This window comes from Arthrobacter sp. AFG7.2, assembly GCF_002892835.1.
GTDB lineage: Bacteria > Actinomycetota > Actinomycetes > Actinomycetales > Micrococcaceae > Arthrobacter.
Genome location: NZ_PJMB01000005.1, coordinates 56247 through 82976, shown reverse-complemented (window position 1 = coordinate 82976; position 26730 = coordinate 56247). Strand labels below are relative to the sequence as shown.

Sequence of the window (26730 nt, the reverse complement as noted above, 5' to 3'; positions counted from 1 at the left end):
TGAAGAAACATTCCGCCAAAAAGTAAGTAGGCTGTCTATTATCAGGTGAGCTACTGGTGAAAGGAGACATCGGACATGCGGTGTCAACGACTGGTGGCCGGGCTGTTGCCGGCCGTCCTTCTGTTCCTCGCCGGCTGCGGAACCGCCTTTCCTGCCGATCCGGAGGGAACACTGGAGAGAGTGCAGGGCGGGACCCTCCGCGTGGGCGCGAGCATCAACGGTGAGTGGGTGGAGTTCTCCTCTCCCTCTGGCGGTGACCTCCGCGACGGCGACGTGCAGGGCAGGGACGCCGACCTGGTCCGGGGCTTCGCCGAGCAGCTTGGAGCGGACATTGAATGGGTGGCAGGAACAGAGCAGGTCCTCGCGGAAGAGATCAAGCACGGCGACCTTGACCTGGTGGTCGGCGGGCTGGACGACAAGACCCCCTGGGTGACGCATGCAGGCCTGACCCGCCCCTACGCTGAATCCGAGGACCAGCGGGGAAAGCTCCACAAACACGTGATGCTCGTGCCGCTCGGTGAGAATGCCTTCCTGCTTGAGCTGGACCGATACCTGATGGCAGCCAAGGAGTCACGATGACCGACGTCAAGAGCAACGGCGGCGTCCGGTTCGGCCACACCGAACTGCCGGCCGCCCAGCAGGACGCCCTGCGCAAGGCCACCAAAATTGAATGGGCCACGATGGGGTTCCTGGTGGTTACCACCACCCTGGTGTTCCTTGTGCTCGGCAATTCCCAGGCCATGAAAGCGGCGTGGATCGAGGACCTGCTCTCCTTCCTGCCGCCCATCTCGTTCCTCGTTGCTGCCCGCATGATCCGGAAACTGCCCTCGGAAAACCATCCCTACGGCTACCACCGCTCAACGGGGGTGGCACACCTGGTGGCTGCGGTGGCCCTGACCGTGATGGGCGCTTACCTCCTGGTGGAATCCGGGCTGGGACTGCTGAAGGCGGAACATCCCACCATCGGGGGCATCGAGCTCTTCGGGAACACGATCTGGCTGGGGTGGCTGATGATGGCGGTCATGCTGCTCACGGCGGTGCCGCCCGTGGTCCTGGGCAGGATGAAGATGAAGCTCGCCGAACAACTGCACGACAAAGTGCTGTACGCGGATGCGGACATGAACAAGGCGGACTGGATGACGGCGGTTGCAGCCATCGCCGGTGTGGCGGGCATCGGCATGGGCCTGTGGTGGGCCGACTACGCCGCGGCCCTCATCATTTCCACCAGCATCCTGCGCGACGGCATCCGCAATACCCGCGGCGCAGTGTCCGCGCTCATGGACAAGCGGGCCATGACCTATGACGACACCGAACCGCACCCCCTGGGCCGGAAAATCGACGAGTACCTCCGTGGCCTGGACTGGACACGCGACGCCAGGTCCCGCATCCGGGATGAGGGGCACGTCTTCCATGTGGAATCGTTCGTCGTTCCCGCGGAAAACTCCATGCCCACCCTCGCGCAACTGGAGGAGGCCCGGGAGGCCTGCGTCGCCATGGACTGGAAGGTCCAGGACATGGTGATCATTCCGGTGGCGGAGCTCCCCTCCGAGTTCCTTCCCGGCGCCACATCCGGCGGCGAACACTGACCGCAGCTGCCGGTTCCGGCCTTACCTGCCCTTAAGGACGTAGCGGCGCTCCGGGCGGCCGACCCCGTACTTCAGCCTCACGTCCAGCGAGCCTTCATCGTGCAGGTATTCCAGGTAGCGCCGGGCGCTCACCCGGGACGTACCCAATTGCTCCGCCACCTCCGCCGCCGAAACATCTCCTTCAGCTGCTTTGAGTGCCGCTTCCACCAGGTTGAGGGTCTCGATGCTGCAGCCTTTGGGAAGCGGCCGCTCCGTGCGGTCCAGGCCGAACACCCGGTTGACGTCCGATTGCTCCGCCACGTCCTTGGACGAATCGAGGCCCTGGTACGCACTCCTGTAATGCTCCAGCCGCTCCTGCAGGTCCGACTGCGAAAACGGCTTGATCAGGTAGTGGACAATCCCGCCGCGAAGGGCCTTGCGCACGGTTTCCACCTCACGGGCCGCGCTGATGACCAGGACGTCGAGTTCCGGAGCCACGTCCCGCAGCTGCTGCATGAGGTCCAGCCCGTTGATATCCGGAAGGTGGATGTCCAGCAGTACCAGGTCAGGCTGCAGCCGCCCGGTTTCGAGCACCGCCTGGGCGCCCGTGTGGGCTACCCCCACAACGGCGAAGCCGGGCGTCCGCTGGATGAAACCGGCATGGACCTTTGCCACCATAAAGTCGTCATCGATGATCAGCACCTTGATCATGGCTTCATTGCCCCTCTTGTGAATCGTGCGGTGAAGACTGCCCCATCGTCGTTGGCCACGGTGAGGTCTCCGCCGGACCGCCGGCAGACCACCCGCGACAGGGCAAGACCGAAGCCGCGTTCGTCTGCCGGGCCGGTTTCCTTGGTGGAGAATCCCTGGCGGAAGATTTCCTCCACCGCCTCATCCGGGACACCCGGGCCGTTGTCCCGGACAGTGACGGTCACATGGTCCCTGCTGCCCTCCACCAGCACCCGGACAGTGGCCCCCGGACGTCCGGTGACGGCGTCGAACGCGTTGTCCACCAGGTTCCCGACGACGGTGGTGAGGTCCCGGGACAATTCGTCGCTGACTGCGCCAAGGGCGGATTCGGGGTCCAGCTGGAGCGCCACGCCCCGCTCCGTGGCGAGGCTTGACTTTGCAATCAACAGTGCGGCGAGCGCGGGGTCCTGGATCCTGCTGGTCACGTCGTCGTTCAGCCTGGTCCGGTCCACCGTGGCGCCGTTGACGAACTGCACCACGGAGTCGTACTCACCAATCTGGATCAGGCCCGAAATGACGTGCAGCTGGTTGGCGAACTCGTGGGCCTGGGCGCGCAGCGTGTCGGTTGCGGTCCGGGTGGCCCCCAGCTCGCGCTCCAGCGAGGACAGCTCTGTCCGGTCCCTGAGGGTTGTCACCGAGCCGATATCCCGGCCGCGGGAACGGATGGGAACCCGGTTCAGCACCACCAGCCGTTCGCCCACCAGCACCAGCCGGTCCGGGTCCGGCTGTTCGCGGGTGAGGACCACCTTAAGCGCCGGGTCCACCGGCAGGGAGGCGAGCTTCCTGCCTACGCAGTCCGGCGGCAGGCCCAGCAGTTCCCTGGCGCTGTCATTGGCCACCGTGATCCGCTCGTGGGGGTCAAGCGCGACGACGCCTTCCTTCAGGCCATGCAGCATTGCCTCGCGGTTTTCCACCAGTCCCGTAATCTCGCTGGGTTCCATCCCCAGCGTCTGGCGCTTGACGCGGCGGGACAGCAGCAGCGACCCTGCCACCCCCAGGACGCTGGCCACGCCAAGGTAGGTGAGGAGGTTGGGGACGGCATCGCCGAGTCGTTCCAGGGTTGACGGGTAGGTGCGGCTGATGGCGGCAATGCCGATCATCTTTCCCGAATCGTCGAGCACCGGAACGTGGGCGGACAGGACGGCGGTTCCGGCCTGGTCCACCACACCGGTCCACGCCCGGCCTTCCATCACCCTGCTCGCGCCCAGCTCCAGGGGTTTGCCCAGCAGCCCCGGATCGGAGGCGGCAACCACTGTCCGGTCCAGCTTCGCGAGCGTGACGCGTGACGATCCCGAGACTGTCCGGACGGACTCGGCTACTGCCGGAAGGGCGGACCCAACCCGCGGCTCAGCATCCGGCAGCAGTGCCCGGACGGCGGGGTTGTTGCCCAGCGCTTCTGCTGCGGAGAGCGCCCTTCGGCCCTCCGTGCGCTCGAAGGCCGCAGCAGACTGGGCCAGGGAAATGGCCACCACGGCCACGAGTACTGCCAGGACAATCAGTAACTGCAGCACAAGGTACTGCCCGGCGAGGGACATTCCTCTTCGTCGAGTCACTGCGTGTATTCCTTTAGTGGTGGTTCAGCTGCCGCAGGCGAAGGCGCGCATGAGCGCACCGCCCGCCCCCTCCCGGCGTACCGGAACTATACCGCAGGGGACGCCGCGGGCAGGGGGCCGCCGTCGCGCTGTTCCCTGCCGGCCGGGCAGCCGGAGCCTTCCTGCCGGAGCCGGTGTGCGCCGCCGGAAACGTGAACGCAATGAACTTAACTTTCTCTGCGTACACAAGAGTGATCGCCGTCACTGGCGGCCCTAGCATCGAAAGCACAGATCAGGTCCGCTGGTCATCCTGTAGAGAATTGCATTACTGAGAAGAGGAACACCATGCGCCAGATCCGCGCATTGCGAGTTGCCGCCGTTGCCGCCGGCATCGCCCTGATGGCCACCGGCTGCGGTGCCACCGGCAAGAGCTCCACCGGTTCGGAAAGCTCCGGCGCTGCAGCCGGCCCCATCACCGGACTGCAGATCATGGTCCCCAACACCCCGGGCGGCGGCTACGACACCACTGCCCGTGCAGCTGCAAAGGTCCTTGAGGACGAGAAGATCACCAGCAACACCGAGGTGTTCAACCTCGCCGGCGCCGGCGGCACCGTCGGCCTGGCCCGCGTGGTCAATGAGAAGGGCAACGGCGACCTCGCCATGCTGATGGGGCTGGGCGTCGTGGGCGCCAGCTACACCAACAAGTCCGAGTCCAAGCTGACCGAGACCACCCCGCTGGCACGCCTCATCGAAGAGCCCGGCGCCATCATGGTGAGCAAGGATTCCCCCTACAAGACCATCGACGACCTGGTAACTGCCTGGAAGGCTGATCCCGCCTCCATCTCCGTTGGCGGCGGCTCCTCCCCTGGCGGCCCCGACCACCTCCTGCCCATGCAGCTTGCCGGAGCAGTTGGCATCGATGCCACCAAGGTGAACTTCGTGTCCTACGACGGCGGCGGAGACCTCCTGCCCGCAATCCTCGGCAACAAGCTTGGCTTCGCCGCTTCCGGTGCCGGTGAGTACCTGCAGCAGATCGAATCCGGCGAAGTCCGCGTGCTTGCCACCAGTGGCGAAGAGCGGCTGGAAGGCGTTGACGCCCCCACCCTGAAGGAATCCAACATCGACCTGGTCTTCACCAACTGGCGCGGCATCGTGGCTCCTCCGGGCATCAGCGACGAGGACAAGGCATCCATGATCGCCGCCCTTGAGAAGATGCACGAAAGCGAAGGCTGGAAGGAAGCGCTCAAGACCCACAGCTGGTCCGACGCCTTCATCACCGGCGACGAGTTCGAAACCTTCCTCACCGAGCAGGACAAGCGGGTGGCGGACGTCCTCACCAAGCTTGGGTTGGCGTGAGCTCCCTGACCACAGGCCTTAAGGGCCGCGCCGAGCTGGGAGTTGCACTCCTGCTCGGCGCGGCCGGCGTCCTGGTCTTCCTGGACGCGAACGGCCTGGTGACCCCGTACTCGCAGTCGGACCCGGTGGGTCCCAAAACGGTTCCGTACATCGTGGCCGGTTTGCTGGTGGTCTGCGCGGTCCTGCTGGCCATTAACGTGATCCGGGGCGGCCAGGGCGAGGCAGAGGGCGGCGAGGACGTTGACCTTACCCACCCTGCCGACTGGAAAACCATCCTGCCGCTGGCGGGCGCCTTCATCCTGAACATCCTGCTCATCGACTGGGCCGGCTGGGTCATCTCCGGCACGGTCCTGTTCTGGGGCAGCGTCCTGGCACTGGGCAGCCGCCGTTACATCCGTGACGGGCTCATCTCCGTAGCCCTGTCCCTGCTGACCTTCTACGGCTTCTACCTCGGCCTCGGCATCGCACTGCCCGCCGGACTCCTGGAAGGAATCCTCTGATGGACGTCTGGTCCTCACTGATGGACGGTTTCGCCACCGCCCTCACCCCCATGAACTTTCTCTACGCCGTCATTGGCGTACTCCTGGGCACCGCCGTCGGTGTCCTTCCGGGCCTGGGCCCGGCCATGACCGTGGCCCTGCTGCTTCCGGTCACCTACGCCCTGGAGCCCACCAGCGCCTTCATCATGTTCGCCGGCATCTACTACGGCGGCATGTACGGCGGTTCCACCACCTCGATCCTGCTGAACACACCCGGTGAGTCGTCGTCGGTGGTGACAGCCATCGAAGGCAACAAGATGGCCAAAGCGGGGCGCGCCGCGCAGGCCCTTGCGACGGCGGCCATCGGCTCCTTCATTGCGGGCACCATCGGCACCGCCCTCCTGGCCGTCTGCGCCCCCATTGTTGTCCAGTTCGCCGTCAGCCTGGGCGCCCCGAGCTACTTCGCCATCATGATCCTGGCCCTGCTGGCCGTCACCGCAGTCCTGGGCTCCTCCCGGCTCCGCGGGTTCGCCTCGCTGGGCCTCGGCCTGGCCATCGGCCTGATCGGCATGGACTCCGTCACCGGCCAGCGCCGCCTGACCTTCGGCCAGCCTCTGCTCGCGGACGGCCTGGACATCGTGGTGGTGGCGGTGGCCATCTTCGCAGTGGGCGAAGCCCTCTGGGTTGCCGCCCACCTGCGCCGCACCCCGCTGCACGTCATCCCCGTGGGCCGCCCCTGGATGGGCAAGAAGGACTGGAGCCGCTCCTGGAAGCCCTGGCTTCGCGGCACCGCCTTCGGCTTCCCGTTCGGCGCCCTTCCCGCCGGCGGTGCCGAGATTCCCACGTTCCTCTCCTATGTGACGGAAAAGCGCCTCAGCAAGCACCCCGAGGAATTCGGCAAGGGTGCGATCGAAGGCGTCGCCGGTCCGGAAGCTGCCAACAACGCCGCCGCCGCCGGTACCCTGACCCCCATGCTGGCCCTGGGCCTGCCCACCAACGCCACCGCCGCGGTGATGCTGGCAGCGTTCACGTCCTACGGCATCCAGCCAGGACCACAGCTGTTCTCCAGCCAGGGCCCCCTGGTGTGGGCGCTGATCGCAAGCCTGTTCATCGGCAACCTGCTGCTCCTGCTGATCAACCTGCCGCTGGCTCCCCTGTGGGCCAAACTCCTGCAGTTGCCCCGGCCGTACCTGTACGCAGGCATCCTGTTCTTCGCCACGCTGGGCGCCTACTCGGTAAACCTGCAGGCGTTCGACCTGGTGATCCTGCTGGTCCTCGGCGCACTCGGCTTCATGATGCGCCGGTTCGGGCTGCCCGTGCTGCCCCTGATCCTCGGTGTGATCCTGGGTCCGCGCATTGAAGGCCAGCTCCGCAAGACCCTGCAGCTTAGCGCGGGCGACCCGGCAGGGCTCTTCAGCGAGCCGATCGCCGTCGTTATCTACATCATCGTCGGACTGATCCTGGCCTGGCCGTTCCTCTTCAAGCTGATCCGCCGGAACCGTCCGGGACGCAAGTCACTGCTGCCCGCCAATTCCGGCGCCGCCGACTACAGCGACTAACCAGCTTGCCACCCCGTATACCCCTCAATCAGCAGAATCAAGGAGACACCATGACCATCGTGGTGGGATACGTCCCGACCCCCGAGGGTGAAGCAGCCCTGACCCAGGCCATCACCGAAGCCCGGAAAAACAACACCAAACTGTTGGTGATCAACTCATCCAAGGGGGATGCGCTGGTTGATAACCGCTACGCCCAGGAGCCGGACATCCAGAGCATCGAGGATCGGCTGGCCACCCAGGGCATCGACCATGTGATCAAGCAGCCGGTCCGTGGACACGATGCAGCCGCCGAGGTTCTGGACGCCGCGGAGGAAAACAACGCCGAGCTGATCGTGATCGGCCTGCGCCGCCGGACGCCGGTGGGCAAGCTGATCATGGGCAGCGTGTCCCAGCGGATCCTGCTGGAGGCGGACTGCCCCGTCCTGGCGGTCAAGGCAGGTTAGCCCTGTCCGCCAGCGCGGAACAGCTCCTGGCGCTGGCGCCCCAGCCCTTCAACCTCCACTTCGACGACGTCCCCTGGCTGGAGGTAGGGAAAGCGGCCGCTCAGTGCCACACCTTCTGGAGTCCCGGTGATGATGACATCACCGGGCTCCAGCCGCATGTACTGGCTGCAGTGGTGCACCAGCGTGGCGGCGTCGAAAATCAGTTGGGACGTATGCGAATCCTGGCGCGGCTCCCCGTTGACCCAGCTCCGCAGCGGAAGGTTCCCGCCGTCGATATCCTCCGCCGGAACCAGCCACGGGCCAAGGGGTGTGGAACCGGGAAGGGACTTGCCCTTGGTCCACTGCCCGGCGGCTCCGGGCAGCTGGTACTCACGCTCCGAAAGGTCATTGGCGGTGACATACCCTGCGATGCAGCCTTCCGCATCGCTGACGGACTGCAGGTAGCTGGCTTCCCTGCCGATCACGATGCCCAGCTCCACCTCCCAGTCGTATCTGCTGGAGTGCGGCGGAACGGGGGCGGAGTCGTAGGGCCCCGTTACCGTGTTGGTGGGCTTGAGGAACACCACGGGAATCTCGGGTGGTGCCGAGCCGGACTCAGCCGCATGGGCGGCGTAATTCATGCCGATGCCCACCACCGAGCCGGGCCTGGCAAGCGGGGCGCCGATGCGAAGTGTTTCTGCTCCTTCCAGCTCCGGCAGGGATCCGGCTTCCAGTGCGTCCCGCACCTTTTCCACACCGCCGGAGGCCAGGAACGCGCCGTCCACGTCCTGTGTCAGCGGCACCAGGCTGTAGTACTGGCAGGAGCCGTCTGCGGACGCCATCATTACAGCCGGCTGTTCCCTGCCGCTTTCACCCAAGCGCATGATTTTCATCCGGAATCTCCTTCAATCTGACGGGTCTGGGAGAGGTTTGTACTTATCGTTGCCGATGGGCGGGCAGGCTGCCAACGCGCCCGATTGTGACTGCAAGCGGCAAAACGATCAGGGCGGCAACGACGCTGTCCCGCAGTCCACGAAAGGCAGCCAGTGTGGGTTGGCGCCATCCGCGCCACAACAAAAGTCCCCGCCCTGCTCGAGGCAGGGCGGGGACTTTTCGCTGGTGTGATGAAGGCTGTCAGCCGCGGCGAACCTGAACGCCGTCGGACTTCAGGAAGAGCTGCTTTTCAGTCGGACCAGCCGGCACAAGCCACAGGACGTTTCCGCTCTGGGAAACCTCTTCCACCTCCCCGGTGGCTACCACATGCGCCTGCTTGATGATCTCGACGCGTTCGCCGGCCTGGAGGGTCCTCCAGTCGGTAACGGCGGCGGAATGGGCGTTGCGCCTCGACAGGACTGCCCCACGTGCTTTCATTTGAACTTCTACCCCTTTGTATATGTTCCGCGCCACAGCCTCTTTGATGTGACTTTCACTACACCTTCAGTTCTACTACACTCTCCATCCGCCTGATGACCGTGACGCCGGAAATTTCAGCAGGCGGACACCTTGCGCCGGAAAGCTGAAGATTCTTCGCCACTAGGCGAGTGCGCCTATTGCTGATTCGGCTGCGCGGCGCACCTCCCCGGCTGCCACTAAACGGTCGGCGGCTTCCAGTTCGGGTGACAGGAAGCGGTCCGTTCCCGGCCCCGCCACCACGCTCCGGACAGCAGAGACGACGGCGGCGCCTGCCGGTCCCGGCGTCAGCACCCCACCGGAGAGCTGGGTACGGATATCCAGGGCACGGGTTGACGCCACCAACTCGATCGCCAGGACGCGGCGAAGGTTCTCCACTGCTTTCCGCAGCTTGCGCGCCGCGTGCCAGCCCATGGAGACGTGGTCTTCCTGCATGGCGGAACTCGGGATGGAGTCCACTGATGCCGGAACAGCGAGCCGCTTGTTGTCCGATACCAGGCCTGCCTGGGTGTACTGGGCAATCATGAGTCCGGAATCGACGCCGGGGTCAGATGCGAGGAAGGCAGGGAGGCCGTGGGAACGGGCCGGGTCCAGCATCCTGTCCGTGCGCCGCTCGGCGATGGAGCTCAGGTCGGCCACGGCGATGGCAAGGAAGTCCAGGACGTAGGCCACAGGGGCGCCATGGAAGTTGCCGTTCGAGCTGACCCGGCCATCAGGCAGGACCACCGGGTTGTCGATGGCGGCCGCCAATTCACGGGAGGCCACCAGTGCCGCATGATTTACCGTGTCCCGGACGGCGCCTGCAACCTGCGGGGCGCAGCGGAGGGAGTACGCATCCTGCACCCGCGAATCGCCCACCTTGTGGGACGCGACAATCGGAGAATCGGACAGCACGCGCAGCATGTTGTCCGCGCTTGCTGCCTGGCCCGGATGCGGGCGCAGCGCGGCGTGCAGTTCCGGCAGGAACACCTGGTCGGTGCCCAGCAACGCCTCGACGCTCAGCGCGGCGGTGATGTCCGCCGTCGTCAGCAGTTGGCGAAGGTCCGCGATGGCCATGAGGAGCATGCCCAGCATGCCCTCGGTTCCATTGACCAGCGCCAGTCCTTCCTTTTCGGCAAGGGTGACCGGAGCAATGCCATGCCCAGCGAGGAGTTCGGCGACGGCGGGGCGGCCGGCAACGCCGTAGAGCTCGCCGTCGGGCCCGGCTGCTTCGCCCTCCCCCATCAGGACCAGTGCGCAGTGGGACAGCGGGGCGAGGTCACCGGAGCAGCCCAGGGAACCGAATTCCCGGACCAGCGGGGTGATGCCGGCGTTGAGCACGTCCACCATGGTCTGCAGGACCACGGGGCGGACACCGGTGCGGCCGGAAGCGAGAGTCTTGGCGCGCAGGAACATGATGCAGCGCACCACTTCGCGTTCCACGGCGGGACCCATGCCGGCGGCGTGGCTGCGGATCAGGCTCTTCTGCAACTGGGTTCGCAGTTCGTTGGGAATATGACGGTTGGCCAGGGCACCGAAGCCGGTGGAAATCCCGTAGGCGGGGACGTCGCTTGCGGCAAGGTCATCGATGTGTGCCCGGACCTTGGCAACGGTTTCCAGTGCTTCCGGAGAGATGGTCACCTTGGCATTGTGGCGCGCGACGGCGACGACGTCCTCGGGCGTGACCCCGCTGGACCCAAGGGTAACGGTCAGCGGTTCGTGGGTGATGGTGCTCATGCTATTTACTCTCGTTCATGGGGATGCGGACGCCGCGTTCGCTGGCCACGTCAAGGGCACGCTCGTAGCCGGCGTCGGCGTGGCGGATGACGCCCATGCCGGGGTCATTGCTGAGGAGTCGTTCGAGTTTTTCCGCGGCGAGGTCGGTGCCGTCGGCGACGGAGACCTGGCCGGCGTGGATGGACCGGCCGATGCCGACACCGCCGCCGTGGTGCAGGGAGACCCAGGTGGCGCCGGAGGCGGTGTTGAGCAGGGCGTTGAGCAGGGGCCAGTCGGCGATGGCGTCGGAGCCGTCGGCCATGGCCTCGGTTTCCCGGTAGGGGGAGGCGACGGAGCCGGAGTCCAGGTGGTCGCGGCCGATCACGATGGGGGCCTTGACCTTGCCGTCCCTGACCAGTTGGTTGAACAGCAGCCCGGCTTTGGCGCGGTCGCCGTAGCCGAGCCAGCAGATCCGGGCGGGCAGCCCTTCGAACTCGACCCGTTCCTGGGCGGCGTCGATCCAGCGGTGCAGGTGCCTGTTTTCGGGGAAGAGTTCCTTGATCGCTTCATCGGTGACCCGGATGTCCTCGGGATCTCCGGAGAGCGCGACCCAGCGGAACGGGCCCAGGCCCTCGCAGAACAGCGGGCGGATATAGGCCGGGACGAAGCCGGGGAACTCGAACGCCCGGGTGTAGCCGCCCTTGCGTGCCTCATCGCGGATGGAGTTGCCGTAGTCGAAGACCTCGGCGCCGGCGTCCTGGAACTCGACCATCGCCTGGACATGGCGTGCCATGGACGCCTGGGCTTTTTTGGTGAACCCTTCCGGGTCCGCGGCGGCCTCGGCATGCCAGTCCTCCACCGCAATGCCTTCGGGCAGGTAGGACAGCGGATCGTGCGCGGACGTCTGGTCGGTGACGATATCCACCGTGAGTTGCCCTGCCTTGTGGCGGCGCAGGATCTCGGGGAAGACCTCGGCGGCGTTGCCCACATACCCGACGGACCAGCCGCGGCGTTCTTCCTTGGCCGCCAGGACCTTGGCGATGGCGGCGTCGAGATCTGTTTCCACCTCATCGAGGTAGCGCTTGCCGGCGCGGCGGCGCAGGCGGGTCTCGTCGACGTCGACGATCAGGCACGCGCCCTCGTTCAGGGTAACGGCCAGCGGCTGGGCGCCGCCCATCCCGCCGCACCCGCCGGTAAGGGTCAGGGTGCCGGCGAGGGTGCCGTTCTCGTCGCCGGTGAGTTTGCGGGCGATCGCGGCGAACGTCTCGAAGGTGCCCTGCAGGATGCCCTGGGTGCCGATGTAGATCCAGGACCCGGCGGTCATCTGGCCGTACATCATCAGGCCCTCGGCCTCGAGCCGGCGGAACTCGGGCCAGGTGGCCCAGTCGCCCACCAGGTTGGAGTTCGCCAGCAGGACCCGGGGCGCCCACTCATTGGTGCGGAACACACCCACCGGCTTGCCCGACTGGACCAGCAGGGTCTCGTCCTTCTCCAGGGTCTCCAGGGTGCGGGTGATCGCATCAAACGCGGCCCAGGACCGGACCGCGCGGCCGGTGCCGCCATAGACCACCAGGTCATCCGGGCGCTCGGCGACCTCGGGGTCCAGGTTGTTCATCAGCATCCGCAGCGGGGCTTCCGTCTGCCAGGACTTCGCGGTAAGCGCGGTGCCCCGGGCTGCTTTGACCGGGCGGGCACCGGTAGTGAAATCGGCGGGTGCCATCATGGCTCCTTCGTGGTGATGCTTTGGCGGACTGGTGTTTACCTTGAGGCGGCAGCGGGGCGGTGGCCTGCCTTTGCAAGCTGGATCTGCTCGTAAACGTGGTGGCGAAGTTCGGTGAAGCGGGGCAGGGACCTGGTGTTGAGCTGGTCACGCTCGGCGGGGAGATCGATGACCAAATCTTCCTGAATGACCGTAGGCGAGGACGAGAGGATGATGACCCGTTCCCCGAGGTAGACGGACTCGTCAATATCGTGAGTGACGAACAGGATGGTGATCCCGAGCTTCTTCCATACGCTGCGGATCAGATCCTCCAGGTCAGCACGGGTTTGCGCGTCAACGGCGGCGAAGGGCTCGTCCATCAGCAGGACTTCCGGTTGGTAGGCGACGGCGCGGGCTATCGCAACGCGCTGCTGCATTCCGCCGGACAGCTGCCAGGGGTAGGACATCGGAACGTGGGAAAGGCCCACAGCCTCAAGCGCTTCATCCACAAGCCTGTCGCGCTCGGCCTTCGCCAAACGTTGATTCTTCAACGGTAGTTCGACGTTCTCACGCACCCGCATCCACGGGAACAGCGAGCGGCCGTACTCCTGGAAGACCACAGCCATTTTCTTGGGCGGTCCTGAAACCTCCACTCCATTCAGCAGCACCTGCCCCTCCGTGGGAGCCATCAACCCTGAGATGCACTTGAGGAGCGTTGTCTTGCCGGACCCGGACGGGCCTACCAGGCATGCAAGCTCTCCTGCCCGGAGATCGAAGGTCAGGTTCCGGACCGCTTCAATGGCTCCGCCGTCGGTTTGGTAGACCTTCTTGACGCCAAGGACCGAGAGCATGGCGTCAGGGTTCGGCGGGGTCCCGCCTGCTGGCGCCGGGTTGGTCACGGTGTTCTTGTCGGTGATTTCAGACGGCATTTTCTACCTCTCGCAGGCCGTGGTACCAGCGCAGAATGCGGCGCTCGGTGATTTGGAAGATGAATGACATGAGGACTCCGATCAACCCCAGGATCACGATGCCGGACCACATTTCAGGGATGGCGAAGGAGCGCTGGAACTGAACGATGGTGAAGCCCAGCCCGGAGGAGGAGGCAAACATTTCGGAGATGACCATCAGGATCAGCCCGATGGACAGGCACTGGCGCACACCCGCCATGATCTGCGGGGCTGCGCTGGGCAGCACGAGGTGGCGGATTCGGGCGCCCCCGGTGATCCCGTAGGTGCGTGCGGAATCGGACAACACCCCGTCGATGGCCCGTACGCCTTCGATCGTGTTCAGCAGCACCGGCCAGATACAGCCGGAAATAATGACCGTCACCTTCATGGAGTCCGTGATGCCCATCAGCAGCATGAGGACGGGCACCAGGACCGGGGGCGGGATGGCACGGAAGAACTCCAGGACTGGTTCGGTCAGGTCCCGGAGCCACTTTATGGAGCCGATCAGCAACCCCGCCACGATCCCGATGATGATGGCGGCGCTCACGCCTACGATCAGCCTGCCAAGGCTCGGCAGCACATCGGAGAGGATTCTGTCCCCGAACCAGGTCTCTGCAAAGGTTGCCAGGAGCGTACCTGGCGTGGGGACGAAGAAGTTCGTCTCCCCGGCCGTGGCCAACGCCCAAACCAGGACCAGAAGTGCGGGCAGGCCTATGGCGTAGCCAAGTCCTTTCAGGATTTTCATACGATTACTTCCGCGCGAACCGAGGAGTGCCAGGACAGGGTCTTGCGCTCCACGAAGCGCATGACGAGGTTGATCAAAACCCCGATGAGGCCGGTGGCCAGCACCAGGGCATACATGCCCGAGATGGCACCGCCGGACTGGGCCAGTGCAATTTCGCGGCCAAGCCCGGGGGAGCCGATGACCAGTTCGGCAGTGATCGCCAGAATCAGCGCGACCGACGCGGCCAAACGGATGCCGGTCATCAGGTAGGGCAACGCCGTCGGAAAGACCACGTAGCGGGTCCTTGCCAGCTGGCCCAGCCCGTAGCTCTTGGCCGTGTTCATGGCGACGTTGTCCACGTCGGCGACTCCGTATAGAACCTGGATGAAGATCTGCCAGAACGAGGCGTAGATGATGAGCATCAGGGATGACTCCATCTTGACGCCGAACAGCAGAACGGCCAGGGGGATCAGCGCCACCGAGGGGATGGGCCGGAGGAACTCCACTGTGGAGTTGGTGAATTTACGCAGAAATGCCGAGGAACCGATGATGAAGCCCAGTAACGCCGCTGCAAGAACGGCAATGACCAGGCCGATGAGCCACGCGAGCATGGTTTCGCCGACGGCCAGCCAGAACGCGGCCAGGCCGAAGTCACGGGCCAATGCGAGAAGCACGTCCGACGCCGGCGGCAGGAACCGGGCGTCCACGATGCCGACCCGGGGAAGCACTTCCCAGGTCAGCAGGAATCCGATGATCCCGGCGATGCCCAGCAGCTCCTTGGTCGGCCGTCGTCGGGACGTCACTGTGTTGTCCATTCTTCTTCCTGGAGGATCGAGTGCAGGATCTGTCTGAGGTTTTGCCGGTTACTTGGCGATCAGTGCGTTGTAGTCCGGGTCTTTCTTCAGGACGTCATACTTCTTGGCGGCCGTGCCCAGCTTCGTGAGGGCGTCCATGTTGACTTCCTTGTACCACTTGGACATCACAATGCTTTCGGCCAGTTCCGGTGTGACTTTTGCGTAGTCCTGGATGATGGTGCGGACTTTGTCCTCGTTCTCCATGGCGAAATCAAAAGACTTTTCCAGTGCCCGGCGGAAGCGCTCCACGAGTTCCGGGTTCTGCTCCAGGGTCTGCTTGGACGTGAAATAGAAGGCCGAGTCGAAGTTTTCGGCCATGTCCGTCATGGGGCTGGCAACAATCTTTCCGCCGGCCTGAAGGATCTGGGTGCGGAAGGGTTCGGTTGTCCACGCTGCATCCACATCGCCGCGTTCGATAGCGGCGGGCATGTTCGGGTACGGCATCTCCACGAATTTCACACCTGAGGGGTCCCCGCCTGCCTCTTCGATGGAGTTGCGGATGGTGATGTCGGCGAAGTTGTTCAGGGCATTGACGGCAACGGTCTTACCCACCAGGTCGGCCGCGTTACCGATGCCGCTGTCCGGCATGGCTGCCACTTCTGTCGTGTCGCTCCCTGGCTCATTTGTTGACGTGGACCCGTTGGACACCACCGTTATGGGGAGACCTTTATCCTGGGCCACCAGCAACGAGACGACGTTGGAGTATCCGAACTGGTAGTCCCCGGTCATCACTGCAGGGACAATTGCCGCGCCGCCCTGCGCCAGCTGCACGTCAAGCTCCAGACCCTCCTCTTCGAAGTATCCCTCCTGCACGCCAAGGTAGACGGGAGCGACGTCGGTAATCGGAATCAAGCCGATACTTACCTTTTCCAGGTTCGCGCCGGCCTTGTCATCTTCAGCCGCGGTTGTTCCTGAGGAGGACGGGCTGCCTGCGCCGCACCCCGTCAAGGCAATCAGGCCGGCGAAGACTGCCGAGGCTGCGGCAACGACAGTCCGGCGGCTGGGAGCGGATGCGTGAGGGGATTTTGTCGTCATGGGATTCTCCAGGAGGTTCCGGACCAATTGATTTCAAGCAGTAAAATGTAACTGCCATCACATGAAAACTACTCCGTGCCCAATGCTGGAGTCAATGGTTTTTCCTTGACGGGTTGCCGTACAGTGAAATAGGAGTTTCGCAGTTGCGCCGGCCCTACAGCATGAAGAGGAACGATGACAGTTCGCACGGACCAGGACCCTACGACACGGGCCGCGGACCGCGCTCTGGGTCTGTTGCGCGCAGTGTGCGAGGGTGACGGCGTCAAGCTCGTCGATGCCGCGAAAGCTGTGGATCTATCTGCCAGCACGGCATTGCGCCTCCTTCGCACCCTCGAGGCCAACGGCTTCGCAGCGAAAACGGACGACGGCCTTTACCGGCCGGGATTTCGGATGGTCCAGCTTGGTGTTCAGGCACTAAGTCATGAGTCCCTCGTAGCCACAAGCCGGTCTGCTTTGCAGGTTCTCGTCGATCAGACAGGTGAATCCGCGTACTTGAGTGTCCCGATAGGTGACAACGTGCACGGGTTGTATCTGGCGATTGAGGAGGGCACGCACACTGTGCGCCATATCAACTGGGTTGGCCGGACTTTCCCACTGCAGGGGAGCGCCGCTGGTGCGGTCTTACTGGGGCATGTGGAGCCCGGAGGGTTTACCGTTGTTGCCGACGGCGTGGAGCCGGACGTGACTGCTGTTGCAGCGCCGGTCATGGTGGGCTCAAAAGTCGCTGCTGCACTCAGCATTGTGGCCCCCAGTTACCGGACCACGGCCGAGGCTGCCCAGAGGCTGGGCGCCCTGATTGCCGGCGAGGCCACGAGGCTATTTGCGACACCCGGCCCAGGGGCAGGGGCCCTGGCCTCACCGCAAGCTTCCTAGCCCTGCTCTCAATACACTCCCGCAAACGTCGGCGGCCCAAATGACGGACGGCCCTCCCACTAGGCTGTAAACATGGAGGTTCGAGATTCTCCCGGAGATGCGACCCGGGACATCAACCAGGAACTAAGCCAGCGACGGGGCTGGATTTTGACAGTCGCGGTCGGGTTCGCACTGCATATCCTTAGTTTCGTTATCGGGCTTAAGGCGGTGGGGCCGCTGTGCGGCAGCCCCTTGCTCCCACAAAGCCGCGCTGCTGAAGAGTCCGACGCGCAAATGCAGACCATCGGGTTGGCCGCAGAGTGCTACCGGACCATCGATTCCGCGTCGTTGCCGGTCTGGATTTTGATGGCGCTGGGAATCGGCCTGGTCCTGACGGGAGTTGCCGTCAGGATAGTTGGTATCCGCCGGTCAGTTAACGGATCCCGGAAGCAGGCCGGGGCTGTGCAGGACTAGGCGAACAGACTCATCCCAGCGGCGCCGGACCCAGCTCCGCCAGCAGTTTCTGCATCGCCACATAAGCCTTGTTGCGGTAGGCGATCAGTTCCGGAATACGCTCGGCCGGGACGTCCAGGAAGCCGGCGCCGCTCTTGGTGCCCAGCTTCCCGGCGGACACCAGGTCGGACAGGATCGCTGGCGTGGCGAACCGTTCCGGGAATTCCTTCTGCAGGGACCCGTAGCAGAAGTTGTATACGTCCAGCCCGGCCATGTCCGCAATGGCGAACGGGCCGAAGAACGGCAGCCGGAAGCCGAACGTGGTGCGCACCAGGGTGTCCACGTCGTCCGCCGTCGCGATTCCCTGCTCCACAAGCTGCGCTGCCTCGTGGAACAGCGCGTACTGCAGGCGGTTCAGCACAAAGCCGGTGACGTCCTTGACCACGGCGGTTTGCTTGCCCGCGGCGTGGACCAGCTCACGGACAGCGCCAACAGTGGAAGCGGACGTGCCGGTGTGGGGGATGATTTCCACGCCCGGGATAAAGGGTGACGGATTCGAAAAGTGCACGCCCAGGAACCGGTCCGGGTTGCTCACCGGACCGGACAGTTCAGCAATCGAAATAGTGGAGGTGTTGGAACCGATGATGGAGTCCGGCGGGGCGGCGGCGCTGATCCGGGCCAGCGTCTGGTGCTTGATCGCGAGAACTTCGGGGACCGCTTCCTCGATGAAATCCGCGTCCGCCACGGCTTCCTCGATGTCCTTCGCCGCCCAAAGATTCTGCTTCAGGATTTCCGTGGACCCGGCCGGAAACAGGCCGTCGGCCACAAACTGGTCAGACTCCACCAGGAGGCGGTCATAGTTACTCTGCGCCAGCTCAGCCGAAACGTCCGAGAGTGCCACACGGGCTCCGCCCAGCGCCAGGACCTGCGCGATTCCGCCGCCCATGTAGCCCGAACCGACGATGGCGACCTTCAGGGCGCCGTGGGTGCCAGGGGTGACAGGGCCACCGGAAGCGGCGGCTGGGTTGCTTGCTGCATTGGTCATAATCAGACTGCCTTCGTTGATTCGGGCTCATAGGAGCAGATGGCGTCCACCTTGGCGGCGGAGGCTGAGGTTGAGTCGAAGCGGTAGTCGAGCCATTCGCCCACCAGCTTTTTAGCCAGTTCCAGGCCGATGACGCGCTGGCCCATGGTGAGTACCTGCGCGTTGTTGCTCAGCACGGACCGTTCAACGGAGTAGCCGTCGTGGGCGGTGACGGCCCGGATCCCCGGGACTTTGTTGGCCGCGATAGCTACGCCCAGTCCGGTTCCGCAGATCAGCAGGGCACGGTCCGCCTCGCCGTCGGCCACTTTGCGGGCGGCGACGACGGCGACATGCGGGTACGCCGTCGTGTCACCGGCCGCGACGCCCACATCCAGGACGGATGCGACGCGGCTGTCCGCCTCGAGCAGCATCTTCAGCGCGTCCTTGTATTCGACGCCGGCTTCATCATTGCCAATGACAATCCGCCATCCTGCTGCCGTGCTCTGGTTGTCGCTCATGCGTGTGCTCCATCTCCGGCCGCCGAAGCGGCCAAACGGGAATCGGCCGGCGGGAAACCAACATCGAGATATTCGGCGATCCGGCCTGCGATCAGGGCAAAGGACACCGCGCCGGGGTCCGGATGGCCCAGGCTCTTTTCGGCCAGCGGCCGTGCCCGGCCCTTCAACGGCCGCAGGGATGCGGTGGCGTCAGCCGCCGCCTGCGCCGCGGCGGCGCCGGAGGCAACGGCCCCGGCAACTGGTGCCCCGCCGTCGAACGCAGCAAGGAAGGCGTCCCGGAACGGAAGCAGCGCGTCCACCATGGTTTTGTCCCCCGGTACGGCCTTGCCCAGGGTGGTGATGGCGTCCACGAAGGAGGTCACGACGGCGGCCGCGTCCCCGCCGCGGTACGAGTCCTTGGTGCCAAGACTCCGTCCGGCGGCCACCAGGGCTGATCCCCACAGCGCCCCGGACGTTCCTCCTGCACGTTCGCTCCAGGCTTGCCCCGCCGTCGTGAGGACAAGCTCCACCGAGGCTCCGGCGGCGGAGGCATTCCTGGCGGCCGCAGTGGCAGCCTCAACTCCCCGTCGCATACCGGTGCCATGGTCGCCGTCGCCCGCAAAAGCGTCCAGCCTGCCAAGTTCCTCAACATTGTCGACGACGACGTCCTGCGCCTGGGCGAGCAGGGCGGCTGCCAGCCTGCCCAGCTCAGTTGCTGCCGCCGTCGTGTCTTCCACTTCGGCGGCCAGGGCGTCTTCCGGCACGGCCAGCTCCCGCCGTGCCCGTGGTGCCATGCTGCCCTTGCGGAACCCCGGGGTGTCGGCCGGGGCTGCCCAGTAACTTTCCAGTTCCTCATCCAGCCACAGCAGCGTGAGGGAGAGCCCGGACATGTCCAGGCTGGTGACGAGTTCGCCGCACTCCGGCTCCACAATGGTGAGGCCTGCGGCGGTGAGGAGCTTCTCGATCTTTCCGAAAAGCAGGAACAGTTCCTCGTACTTCACCCGGCCCAGGCCATTCAGGAGGGCCACCACACGGGTACCGGCGCCGTCAGGCCGGTCCGCAAGCAGCCGTGAGACGAGGAGTTGGGCGAGTTCGGAAGCCGTGGGCAGGGGATGGTCGGAGATTCCCGGTTCGCCGTGGATGCCCAGGCCCAGTGACATCTGGCCTGCCGGCACATGGAACAGCGGTTCTGCAGCGCCCGGGAGGGTGCAACCATCGAAGGCCACGCCCAGGGAGCGCGTGCGGTAGTTGGCACGGATGGCCAGCTCTTCGACGGCGTCCAGGTCCAGGCCCGCTTCGGCTGCGGCGCCGGCGATTTTGAACACCACCAGGTCCCCGGCGATGCCGCGCCGTTTCCCGATTTCGTCCAGCGGGGCGCTCGCGATGTCATCCGTGACCAGGATGGTGCGGGTCTCGATGCCTTCGGCGTTGAGCCGCTGCTGGGCTTCGCCGAAGTGGATGACGTCCCCGGCGTAGTTGCCGTAGCTGAACAGCACGCCACCGCCGGTGTCCGCGGCCTTGGCCACCCGGTACGCCTGCCCGGCGGAGGGTGAGGTGAAGATGTTGCCGCACACCGCGCCTGCTGCCAGGCCGGGCCCCACCACGCCGGCGAACGCCGGGTAGTGGCCGGAACCGCCGCCCACCACTACAGCCACCTGCCCTGCGGGCACTTCGGTAGAGCGGACCACACCGCCATCCACCCGGGCAATGTAGCCGCGGTTGGCCGCCACCAGGCCGTCCAGTGCTTCCTCCGCAAAGTCTGCGGGGTCGTCGAAGATCCGGGTCATGGTTTCCTCATTGAATCCTTGGTAGGGAAGGCCGTGTTTGCGGCCTTGGAGCAGTTACACGGATGAGTTACACGCGGGCGGGTTCCGACGCCGGCTGCTGCCGCCCCTGCGCCACCTGGCTTGTGCCGAGCGCGTAGCCGTCCTGTTTGGGGAGCACGTGCCGGCGGAGGTAGTCCTGGTTGCTGGCCGCCACGCTCAGGCCGTCCCCGCCGTAGTGCTCGGTGCAGAGGATGCCCTGGAACCCGACCGACAGGGCCAGCTTGAAGGCCTCGCGGTAATTAATGAGGCCGCTTTCCATCGGCGCCGGCATGGTCACGTAGAGGTCCCGGGCCACGTCCTCGTCCCGGAAGTAATTCTTCACATGCCAGTAATTGGCGAACGGCAGGGTCTTGGCCACCAGCTCCCGCCAGTCCTCCACCGGCCGGTGGAGCCGGATCAGGTTGCCGAGATCCGGGTTCAGCCCCACGTTTGGGAGTCCAATGTCCTGGACAAGGCGCACGGACGAGTCCGCGGTGCCCAGGTACGTGTCCTCATACATTTCCAGCGAGAGCAGGACTCCCACTTCGGCGGCGTGCCGGCCCAGCTCGCGGAGGCGGGCGACGGCGTTCCCCCAGGTTTCCTTGTCACCCACCGGGTCCTTGTGGCCTTCCACCGTCCAGAACCACAGCTGTTTCTGTTGCTCCGGCGTGATGGCCTGGTGCAGGCCCACGGAGACAACCTCGCAGCCCAGCTCCGCCGCCGCGTCAATGGTCCGGTGGCTGTATGCCAGGTTGGCTTCCCAGTTGGCTTCCTCAATGACGCTCCGCCTGATGGCTGAGATGGCCGGGATGCCGATGCCGACGTCCTCGGCGGTCTGCCTGAATTCGGCGAGGCGGTCCGGGCTGAGGTCACCGGGACGAAGCCAGCTGTCTGTCAGGTCCGCGTTCGCGAACCCTGAGTCCTTTACCTCGGCCAGTGCCGCGGCCCAGACGGAAGAATCAGCGTCGTTGACATGCGTTCCCCGGGCGCTGGTGCCCGGGAAGGGCAGCATGGCAGCGGCGATGGGCCAGTTGCCCGCTGTGTAAGCCATGCCTAGGAGGCTTCCCGGGCTTGGAGGGCGTCCACACGTCCGGCCAAGTCGGTCAGCCCGACGCTCTCCGGCCGCTCCACCGTGCTGCGGATCGCGACAGCTGACCCGTTGTGTGCTGACTCCAGGACCGATTCCATGACCTCCAGGGCGTGGTAGGCCATCGCTCCGCCTGCCCGGGGTTCGGCGCCGGTAGGGGTCGCGGCGAGGTCCGCGATGCCGAAGCCGCGCCCCGAGTCCACGTAGCCGGCGGACACCGGCAGGGTTTCCCAGTCCTCGGCTCCCAGGGCAAACAGCTGGACATCCCCGTCAAAGTGGTTCGGGTCCGGCACCACCAGCGATCCGCGCTCGCCGTGGATCTCGATGTTCGGGGACTTGGACTTTACGGCGTCGAAGCTCATGAACAGGGTGGACAGCGCGCCGGAGGCGTGGGTCAGGACACCGGTCACATGGGAATCGATGGTGACGGGCACCTTCTCGCCCTGCCGCGGGCCGGAACCGATGGTGCGTTCCTTGCGGGTGTGGCTTGCGGCGCCGACCACGGAGACGACAGGTCCCAGCAGGGTGACCAGGGCGGTGACGTAGTAGGGGCCCATGTCCAGGAGCGGGCCGCCGCCCGGCTGGTAGTAGAAGTCCGGGTTCGGGTGCCAGCGTTCGTGGCCGGGGGTCGCCATGGTGGCGCTCGCCGAGATGGGCGCCCCGATCAGGCCGTCGTCGATCGCCTTGCGGGCGGTCTGGATGCCGGTGCCCAGCACCGTGTCAGGAGCGCAGCCGACGACGACGCCGGCCTCCCGTGCGGCGTCCAGCACCTGGCGTGCTTCGTCAGTGGTGGCAGCGAGCGGCTTCTCGCCGTACACGCTCTTGCCCGCGGCGATGGCTTTCAGCGCCACGTCGGCGTGGGCGGCGGGAATAGTCAGGTTGAGGACAAGTTCGACGTCGTCCGCGGCGAGGAGTTCCTCGACGGAGATGGCGCGGACGCCTTCGTAGTCATCGGCCACGGCCTGGGCGCGTGCCGGGTCCAGGTCCGCTACCGCTACAAGGTCAATGTCCTCGAGTTTCCGGAAATTGGCGAGGTACTGCGCGATGATGGCTCCACAGCCAATAATTCCTACTTTCAACGGCTTGCCCACAGCATGCCCCTTTCGATGATGGTGCGGACGTTCGTGTCCTGGAGGATTTCGACCCGGTGCCCGGGCGTGGCCACGAAGATGCGGCCTTTGCCCCACTGCCGCGTCCAGATGGCCGGCGAGGTGACTTCGCGGTTCCAGGGATCCCACTCCCGGACCTTCTGGGTGGTGGTGGCCAGGACGTCGATGTAGTCGTCAGAAAGCACCCAGTACTGCTCGGTGACCAGGTCAAAGTCCCCAATGCCTTGCGTAATCGGATGGTCAGCCGCGGCGGGCAGCATGTTCACCGTGTAGGGGACGTAGTTGTCCGACTGTTCGCCGACGCATTCGTCCGGATGCTTGCCGGGGTGGCAGGCAAACTGCCCGCCGACCAGGTGCAGGTAGTCCGAGTTGTTGCGGTAGGAATCGGCGATTCCGCCGTGCCAGCCAGCCAGGCCGGTGCCGTTTTCGACGGCGGCGCGCAGCCCGGCGAACTCGTCCTTTTCGATGGTGCTCATGGTCATGCACTGCACGATGAGGTCCACCCCGGCCATGTATTCGGCGTCGGCGTAGACCTTGGGGGATTCCTCCACGCGGACGTCGTACCCGTTGTCCTTGAGGTAGGGGATAAAGAGTTCCGTTGCCTCGTAGGGCTGGTGGCCGTCCCAGCCGCCACGGACCACCAGGGCGTTCTTGCGTTCTGTCATTGGGGTTCCTTTGGTTGTTTTACCGGCGTTTCAGGGCCGGAAAGATGGGGTCAGCGGGTGGCGAAGGCGGCGTCGAAAGCGGCTGCGGGCGGGGCGATCCGGGCAAGGTCCTTTACCAGGGCCAGCGCCTGCGGTGCTCCGACAAGCCTGTCCATGCCCGCGTCCTCCCATTCGATGCTGGTGGGCCCCTTGTAGCCGATGGCATTCAGGGTGCGGAAGATCCGGTTCCACTGCACGTCCCCGTGCCCGGCGGTGACGAAGTCCCAGCCGCGCCGCGGATCGGCCCAGGCAAGGTGCGAGCCCAAACGCCCGTTGCGGCCATCGAGCTGGCGGACCGATTCCTTCACGTGGACGTGGAGGATATGCTCCGCAAAGTCCTGCAGGAACATCACGGGGTCCAGGTCCTGCCAGATGAAGTGTGACGGGTCGAAGTTCAGCCCGAAGCTCTTACGGTGCCCGATGGCCTCCAGGGTGCGCTTCGTTGTCCAGTAGTCGTAGGCGATTTCGGAGGGGTGGACCTCCAGGGCGAAGCGGACATCCTCTTCCTCAAAGACGTCCAGGATGGGGTTCCAGCGGTCCGCGAAGTCTTGGTAACCGGCATCGATCATTGCCTGGGAGGCGGGCGGGAACATGGCGACGGCTTTCCAGATGGAGGAGCCGGTGAACCCTGTGACGGTCGTGACACCGAGGCGGGCTGCCGCCCGTGCGGTGTCCTTCATAGACTCGGCAGCCCGGCGGCGGACTCCTTCGGCGTCGCCGTCGCCCCAGATCTCCGCGGACAGTATGCCCTGATGGCGTTCATCGATAGGGTCGTCGCACACGGCCTGCCCGGTGAGGTGGTTGGCGATCGCGAAGACCTTCAGGTGGTTCTTTTCCAGGATGTCCAGCCGGCCCTGGAGGTAGTTGTCGTCCTCTGCAGCGCGGCGGGGGTCCAGGTGGTCGCCCCAGCAGGCGATCTCCAGCCCGTCAAATCCCCACTCGCCGGCGAGCCGGGCCACCTCCTCGAAGGGCAGGTCGGCCCACTGTCCGGTAAAAAGCGTGATGGGTCGTGTCATGGGTGTTCCTTCTCCTGTATCCACGGTCCTAAACCTTTTGCCACTGGCTGGAATTGCCGGCGCTGGACTCCACGGCAGCCAGCACCCGCTGCACCTGCAGGGCGTCCGCGAAGGACGGCTCCGGCTGGCGGCCTTCCCCGATTGCCGTGACCAGGTCCACCACCTGGTGGGTGAAGCCGTGCTCGTAGCCAAGTCCGTGGCCGGTGGGCCACCAGTTGCCCACATAGGGGTGCTCGGGCTCGGTCACGAAAATCTTCCGGAAGCCGGCGTCCGGGGACTCCGCCGCGTCGTAGAAGGACAGGACGTTCATGTCCTCGAAATCGAAGGCGAGGGAGCCCTTGGTGCCGTTCAGTTCCAGGCGCATTGCATTCTTCCGGCCCAGCGCGTACCGCGTGGCTTCAAAGACGCCGATGGCACCTGCGGAACCGGCGCCGTCGAACTTTGCGCTGAAGACGGCGGCGTCGTCAACGGTGACTTTCCCGCGGGGCGCGTCACCGCTGAGGTCGCCGTGGCCGCCCAGGCCGACGAGGTCGCCGGCCAGTGGGCGCTCGGGAACGAACGTTTCGAGCAGAGCAGAGACGCCGGTGATGTTCTGGCCGGTCACCCACTGGGCGGCGTCGATGCTGTGCGCGCCGATGTCTCCGAGTGAACCGGAACCTGACTTGCTTTTGTCCAGCCGCCAGGTCATCGGGGCGTTGGCATCGGAGAGCCAGTCTTGCAGGTACTGGGCACGGACGTGTCGGATCTCGCCGAGCCTGCCCTGCTCCACGAACCGCCTGGCCAGCGCCAAAGCGGGGGTACGTCGGTAACTGAAGCCACACATCGACATGACTCCCTGCTTGGCAGCAGTCTCCGCCGCCAGGGTCATTCGCTCCGCTTCCTCCACGGAGTTCGCCAGCGGCTTCTCGCACAGCACGTGCTTGCCTGCTTCAAGGGCGGCGATGGCGATCTCGGCATGGGTGTCACCGGGCGTGCAGATGTCGATCAGGTCGATGTCGTCCCGCTCGATCAGGCGGCGCCAGTCCGTCTCAACCGACTCCCAGCCGAGCTTGTCCGCTGCGGCTCGCACGCCCTCGGCGTTCCGGCCGGCAACGGCGGTGAGCCGGGGCTGCAGCGGAAGGTCGAAGAACCGTGGTGCGGTACGCCAGGCTTGGGAGTGGGCGGCACCCATAAAGGCGTAGCCCACCATCCCGACGCGCAGCGGCTTTGCGGTGGTCATGGTGTAAATCCTTTCGTAAAGAGCCGGTGCTCTACTTGCTGAAGCCGGCGGTGAGGCCGCTCAGCAGCTGGCGGCGGCCCACCACGTAGAGGACCAGGATGGGCAGGGTGCTGAGCACCACGGAGGCGAGAACGGCCGGAATGTTGACGCTGTATTCGCCCTGGAAGGTCCACAACGCCAGGGGGAGGACGCGCAGTTCGGGGCTCTGGGTCAGGACCAGTGGCAGCAGGAATCCGTTCCACACGTGCAGGCCGTTGTAGATGGCGACGGTGACAATCGCAGGCCGGGTCAGCGGCAGGGCGAGCCGCCACATGGTCTGCCATTCGCTGCAGCCGTCCAGCCGCATCGATTCGAACAGTTCGTTCGGAACATCCCGGATGAAGTTGGACAGGATCAGCACCGTCAGCGGGATGGCAAAGGCAATGGAGGGAAGCATGAGCGCCAGGAGGCTGTCGTACAGGTTCAGGCGGATGATCATCAGGTAGATCGGGATGATGGTTGCCTGCAGCGGGATGGCCAGCCCCATCAGGAACATGCCGTTGACCAGCTTAAGGAACCTGCCCTTGCCCCGGACTATCGCGAACGCTGCCATGAAGGAGATCAGCACCGTGGGAATGACGGCGCCGAGCGTGACGATGGTGCTGTTCAGGAAGTACTTCGCAAAGTCGGCTTCCAGGACCATCTGGTAGTTTTCGAGCGTGGGTTGCGCGGGAAGGGCCAGCGGATTCTGGCCGAAGTAGCCTGACTGCGTTTTCAGGCTGGTGATGACCACGTAGTAGACCGGAATGATGATGATGGCCAGCCAGATCCAGCCGCCGAGGCCCGCAGGGACGTTCAGGCGCCTCATTTGTGGTCCGAGCCCTCGTTTGGGCGCGGGCGAGTTGGCAGGGGTGCCGGCGGGAACTTCGCCGATGCTGCTTTTCAGGACGGTGCTCAC

At 65.2% G+C, this 26730-nt stretch carries 27 protein-coding genes; 8 read left to right on the top strand and 19 right to left on the bottom strand.

The window, feature by feature from the left end:
• The first annotated feature begins 75 nt into the window (after positions 1-75).
• Together CXX84_RS10705 and CXX84_RS10700 are read left to right on the top strand one after the other, a co-directional pair.
• Positions 76-579: a transporter substrate-binding domain-containing protein gene (locus tag CXX84_RS10705; RefSeq protein ID WP_102976701.1), complete on the top strand. Its 504-nt coding sequence runs from the start codon at positions 76-78 to the stop codon at positions 577-579.
• Positions 576-1586 (top strand): cation diffusion facilitator family transporter, encoded by a 1011-nt coding sequence (locus CXX84_RS10700; RefSeq protein ID WP_102976700.1) that lies wholly within the window; start codon positions 576-578, stop codon positions 1584-1586. Before CXX84_RS10705 ends, CXX84_RS10700 begins: the two co-directional genes overlap by 4 nt.
• Positions 1587-1607: 21 nt before the next feature.
• Here CXX84_RS10700 and CXX84_RS10695 read toward each other — a convergent pair whose 3' ends face one another.
• Together CXX84_RS10695 and CXX84_RS10690 are read right to left on the bottom strand one after the other, a co-directional pair.
• The gene (locus CXX84_RS10695; RefSeq protein ID WP_102976699.1) at positions 1608-2276 is read right to left on the bottom strand and encodes a response regulator; all 669 of its coding nucleotides are present in this window, start codon (positions 2274-2276) and stop codon (positions 1608-1610) included.
• Positions 2273-3850 carry a sensor histidine kinase gene (locus tag CXX84_RS10690; RefSeq protein ID WP_102976698.1) on the bottom strand — a complete coding sequence of 526 codons (1578 nt, stop codon included), beginning with the start codon at positions 3848-3850 and terminating at the stop codon, positions 2273-2275. Before CXX84_RS10690 ends, CXX84_RS10695 begins: the two co-directional genes overlap by 4 nt.
• Before the next feature lie 342 nt (positions 3851-4192).
• On the opposite strand from CXX84_RS10690, the gene CXX84_RS10685 reads away from it, so the two are divergent.
• From CXX84_RS10685 to CXX84_RS10670, 4 genes are read left to right on the top strand one after another with little or no spacing between them, the layout of a single operon-like run.
• Positions 4193-5203: a Bug family tripartite tricarboxylate transporter substrate binding protein gene (locus CXX84_RS10685; protein ID WP_102976697.1), complete on the top strand. Its 1011-nt coding sequence runs from the start codon at positions 4193-4195 to the stop codon at positions 5201-5203.
• Positions 5200-5703 (top strand): tripartite tricarboxylate transporter TctB family protein, encoded by a 504-nt coding sequence (locus CXX84_RS10680; protein WP_102976696.1) that lies wholly within the window; start codon positions 5200-5202, stop codon positions 5701-5703. The genes CXX84_RS10685 and CXX84_RS10680 overlap by 4 nt, the downstream gene beginning before the upstream one ends.
• A complete protein-coding gene (locus tag CXX84_RS10675; RefSeq protein ID WP_102976695.1) occupies positions 5703-7241 on the top strand; it encodes a tripartite tricarboxylate transporter permease in 1539 nt (512 codons plus the stop codon). The genes CXX84_RS10680 and CXX84_RS10675 overlap by 1 nt, the downstream gene beginning before the upstream one ends.
• 50 nt (positions 7242-7291) lie before the next feature.
• Positions 7292-7684 (top strand): universal stress protein, encoded by a 393-nt coding sequence (locus CXX84_RS10670; protein ID WP_102976694.1) that lies wholly within the window; start codon positions 7292-7294, stop codon positions 7682-7684.
• On the opposite strand, the gene CXX84_RS10665 is transcribed toward CXX84_RS10670, so the two are convergent.
• The 8 genes from CXX84_RS10665 to CXX84_RS10630 form a co-directional block, all read right to left on the bottom strand.
• Positions 7681-8556: a fumarylacetoacetate hydrolase family protein gene (locus CXX84_RS10665; protein ID WP_102976693.1), complete on the bottom strand. Its 876-nt coding sequence runs from the start codon at positions 8554-8556 to the stop codon at positions 7681-7683. The two genes, CXX84_RS10670 and CXX84_RS10665, sit on opposite strands and share 4 nt — an antisense overlap.
• Positions 8557-8797: 241 nt before the next feature.
• Entirely contained in the window at positions 8798-9034 is a 237-nt protein-coding gene (locus CXX84_RS10660; RefSeq protein ID WP_102976692.1) for a hypothetical protein, read from the bottom strand.
• Between the two features lie 162 nt (positions 9035-9196).
• Entirely contained in the window at positions 9197-10789 is a 1593-nt protein-coding gene (gene hutH, locus CXX84_RS10655) for a histidine ammonia-lyase (protein WP_102976691.1), read from the bottom strand.
• Between the two features lies 1 nt (position 10790).
• Entirely contained in the window at positions 10791-12488 is a 1698-nt protein-coding gene (gene hutU, locus CXX84_RS10650; RefSeq protein WP_102976900.1) for a urocanate hydratase, read from the bottom strand.
• Between the two features lie 38 nt (positions 12489-12526).
• Entirely contained in the window at positions 12527-13318 is a 792-nt protein-coding gene (locus CXX84_RS10645; RefSeq protein ID WP_102976899.1) for an ABC transporter ATP-binding protein, read from the bottom strand.
• Positions 13319-13385: 67 nt separating this feature from the next.
• Positions 13386-14159 carry an ABC transporter permease gene (locus tag CXX84_RS10640; protein ID WP_102976690.1) on the bottom strand — a complete coding sequence of 258 codons (774 nt, stop codon included), beginning with the start codon at positions 14157-14159 and terminating at the stop codon, positions 13386-13388.
• Positions 14156-14953: an ABC transporter permease gene (locus CXX84_RS10635; protein WP_102976689.1), complete on the bottom strand. Its 798-nt coding sequence runs from the start codon at positions 14951-14953 to the stop codon at positions 14156-14158. Before CXX84_RS10635 ends, CXX84_RS10640 begins: the two co-directional genes overlap by 4 nt.
• Positions 14954-15001: 48 nt before the next feature.
• Complete coding sequence (locus tag CXX84_RS10630) at positions 15002-16027, bottom strand: ABC transporter substrate-binding protein (protein WP_146031871.1); 1026 nt, start codon at positions 16025-16027, stop codon at positions 15002-15004.
• Positions 16028-16201: 174 nt separating this feature from the next.
• Here CXX84_RS10630 and CXX84_RS10625 point away from each other — a divergent pair, with 174 nt between their 5' ends.
• Positions 16202-16900, top strand: coding sequence for an IclR family transcriptional regulator (locus CXX84_RS10625; RefSeq protein WP_102976687.1), 699 nt, complete (start codon positions 16202-16204; stop codon positions 16898-16900).
• A gap of 72 nt (positions 16901-16972) precedes the next feature.
• Positions 16973-17353: a hypothetical protein gene (locus CXX84_RS10620; RefSeq protein ID WP_102976686.1), complete on the top strand. Its 381-nt coding sequence runs from the start codon at positions 16973-16975 to the stop codon at positions 17351-17353.
• A 10-nt stretch (positions 17354-17363) separates the two neighbouring features.
• On the opposite strand, the gene CXX84_RS10615 is transcribed toward CXX84_RS10620, so the two are convergent.
• The 9 genes from CXX84_RS10615 to CXX84_RS10575 form a co-directional block, all read right to left on the bottom strand.
• Positions 17364-18377, bottom strand: coding sequence for a 3-hydroxyacyl-CoA dehydrogenase family protein (locus CXX84_RS10615; protein WP_102976685.1), 1014 nt, complete (start codon positions 18375-18377; stop codon positions 17364-17366).
• Between the two features lie 2 nt (positions 18378-18379).
• Positions 18380-18874 carry a ribose-5-phosphate isomerase gene (locus tag CXX84_RS10610; protein ID WP_102976684.1) on the bottom strand — a complete coding sequence of 165 codons (495 nt, stop codon included), beginning with the start codon at positions 18872-18874 and terminating at the stop codon, positions 18380-18382.
• Entirely contained in the window at positions 18871-20640 is a 1770-nt protein-coding gene (locus tag CXX84_RS10605; RefSeq protein ID WP_102976683.1) for a dihydroxyacetone kinase family protein, read from the bottom strand. The genes CXX84_RS10610 and CXX84_RS10605 overlap by 4 nt, the downstream gene beginning before the upstream one ends.
• A 67-nt stretch (positions 20641-20707) precedes the next feature.
• Positions 20708-21709, bottom strand: coding sequence for a sugar phosphate isomerase/epimerase family protein (locus CXX84_RS10600; RefSeq protein WP_102976682.1), 1002 nt, complete (start codon positions 21707-21709; stop codon positions 20708-20710).
• 2 nt (positions 21710-21711) lie between these two features.
• Positions 21712-22836, bottom strand: coding sequence for a Gfo/Idh/MocA family protein (locus tag CXX84_RS10595; protein ID WP_102976681.1), 1125 nt, complete (start codon positions 22834-22836; stop codon positions 21712-21714).
• Complete coding sequence (locus tag CXX84_RS10590; protein ID WP_102976680.1) at positions 22821-23519, bottom strand: ThuA domain-containing protein; 699 nt, start codon at positions 23517-23519, stop codon at positions 22821-22823. The genes CXX84_RS10595 and CXX84_RS10590 overlap by 16 nt, the downstream gene beginning before the upstream one ends.
• A 50-nt stretch (positions 23520-23569) precedes the next feature.
• Positions 23570-24574, bottom strand: coding sequence for a sugar phosphate isomerase/epimerase family protein (locus CXX84_RS10585; RefSeq protein WP_102976679.1), 1005 nt, complete (start codon positions 24572-24574; stop codon positions 23570-23572).
• A gap of 28 nt (positions 24575-24602) precedes the next feature.
• The gene (locus CXX84_RS10580; protein ID WP_102976678.1) at positions 24603-25793 is read right to left on the bottom strand and encodes a Gfo/Idh/MocA family protein; all 1191 of its coding nucleotides are present in this window, start codon (positions 25791-25793) and stop codon (positions 24603-24605) included.
• A 31-nt stretch (positions 25794-25824) separates the two neighbouring features.
• Positions 25825-26730, bottom strand: a complete 906-nt coding sequence (locus CXX84_RS10575; RefSeq protein WP_102976677.1) for a carbohydrate ABC transporter permease — start codon at positions 26728-26730, stop codon at positions 25825-25827.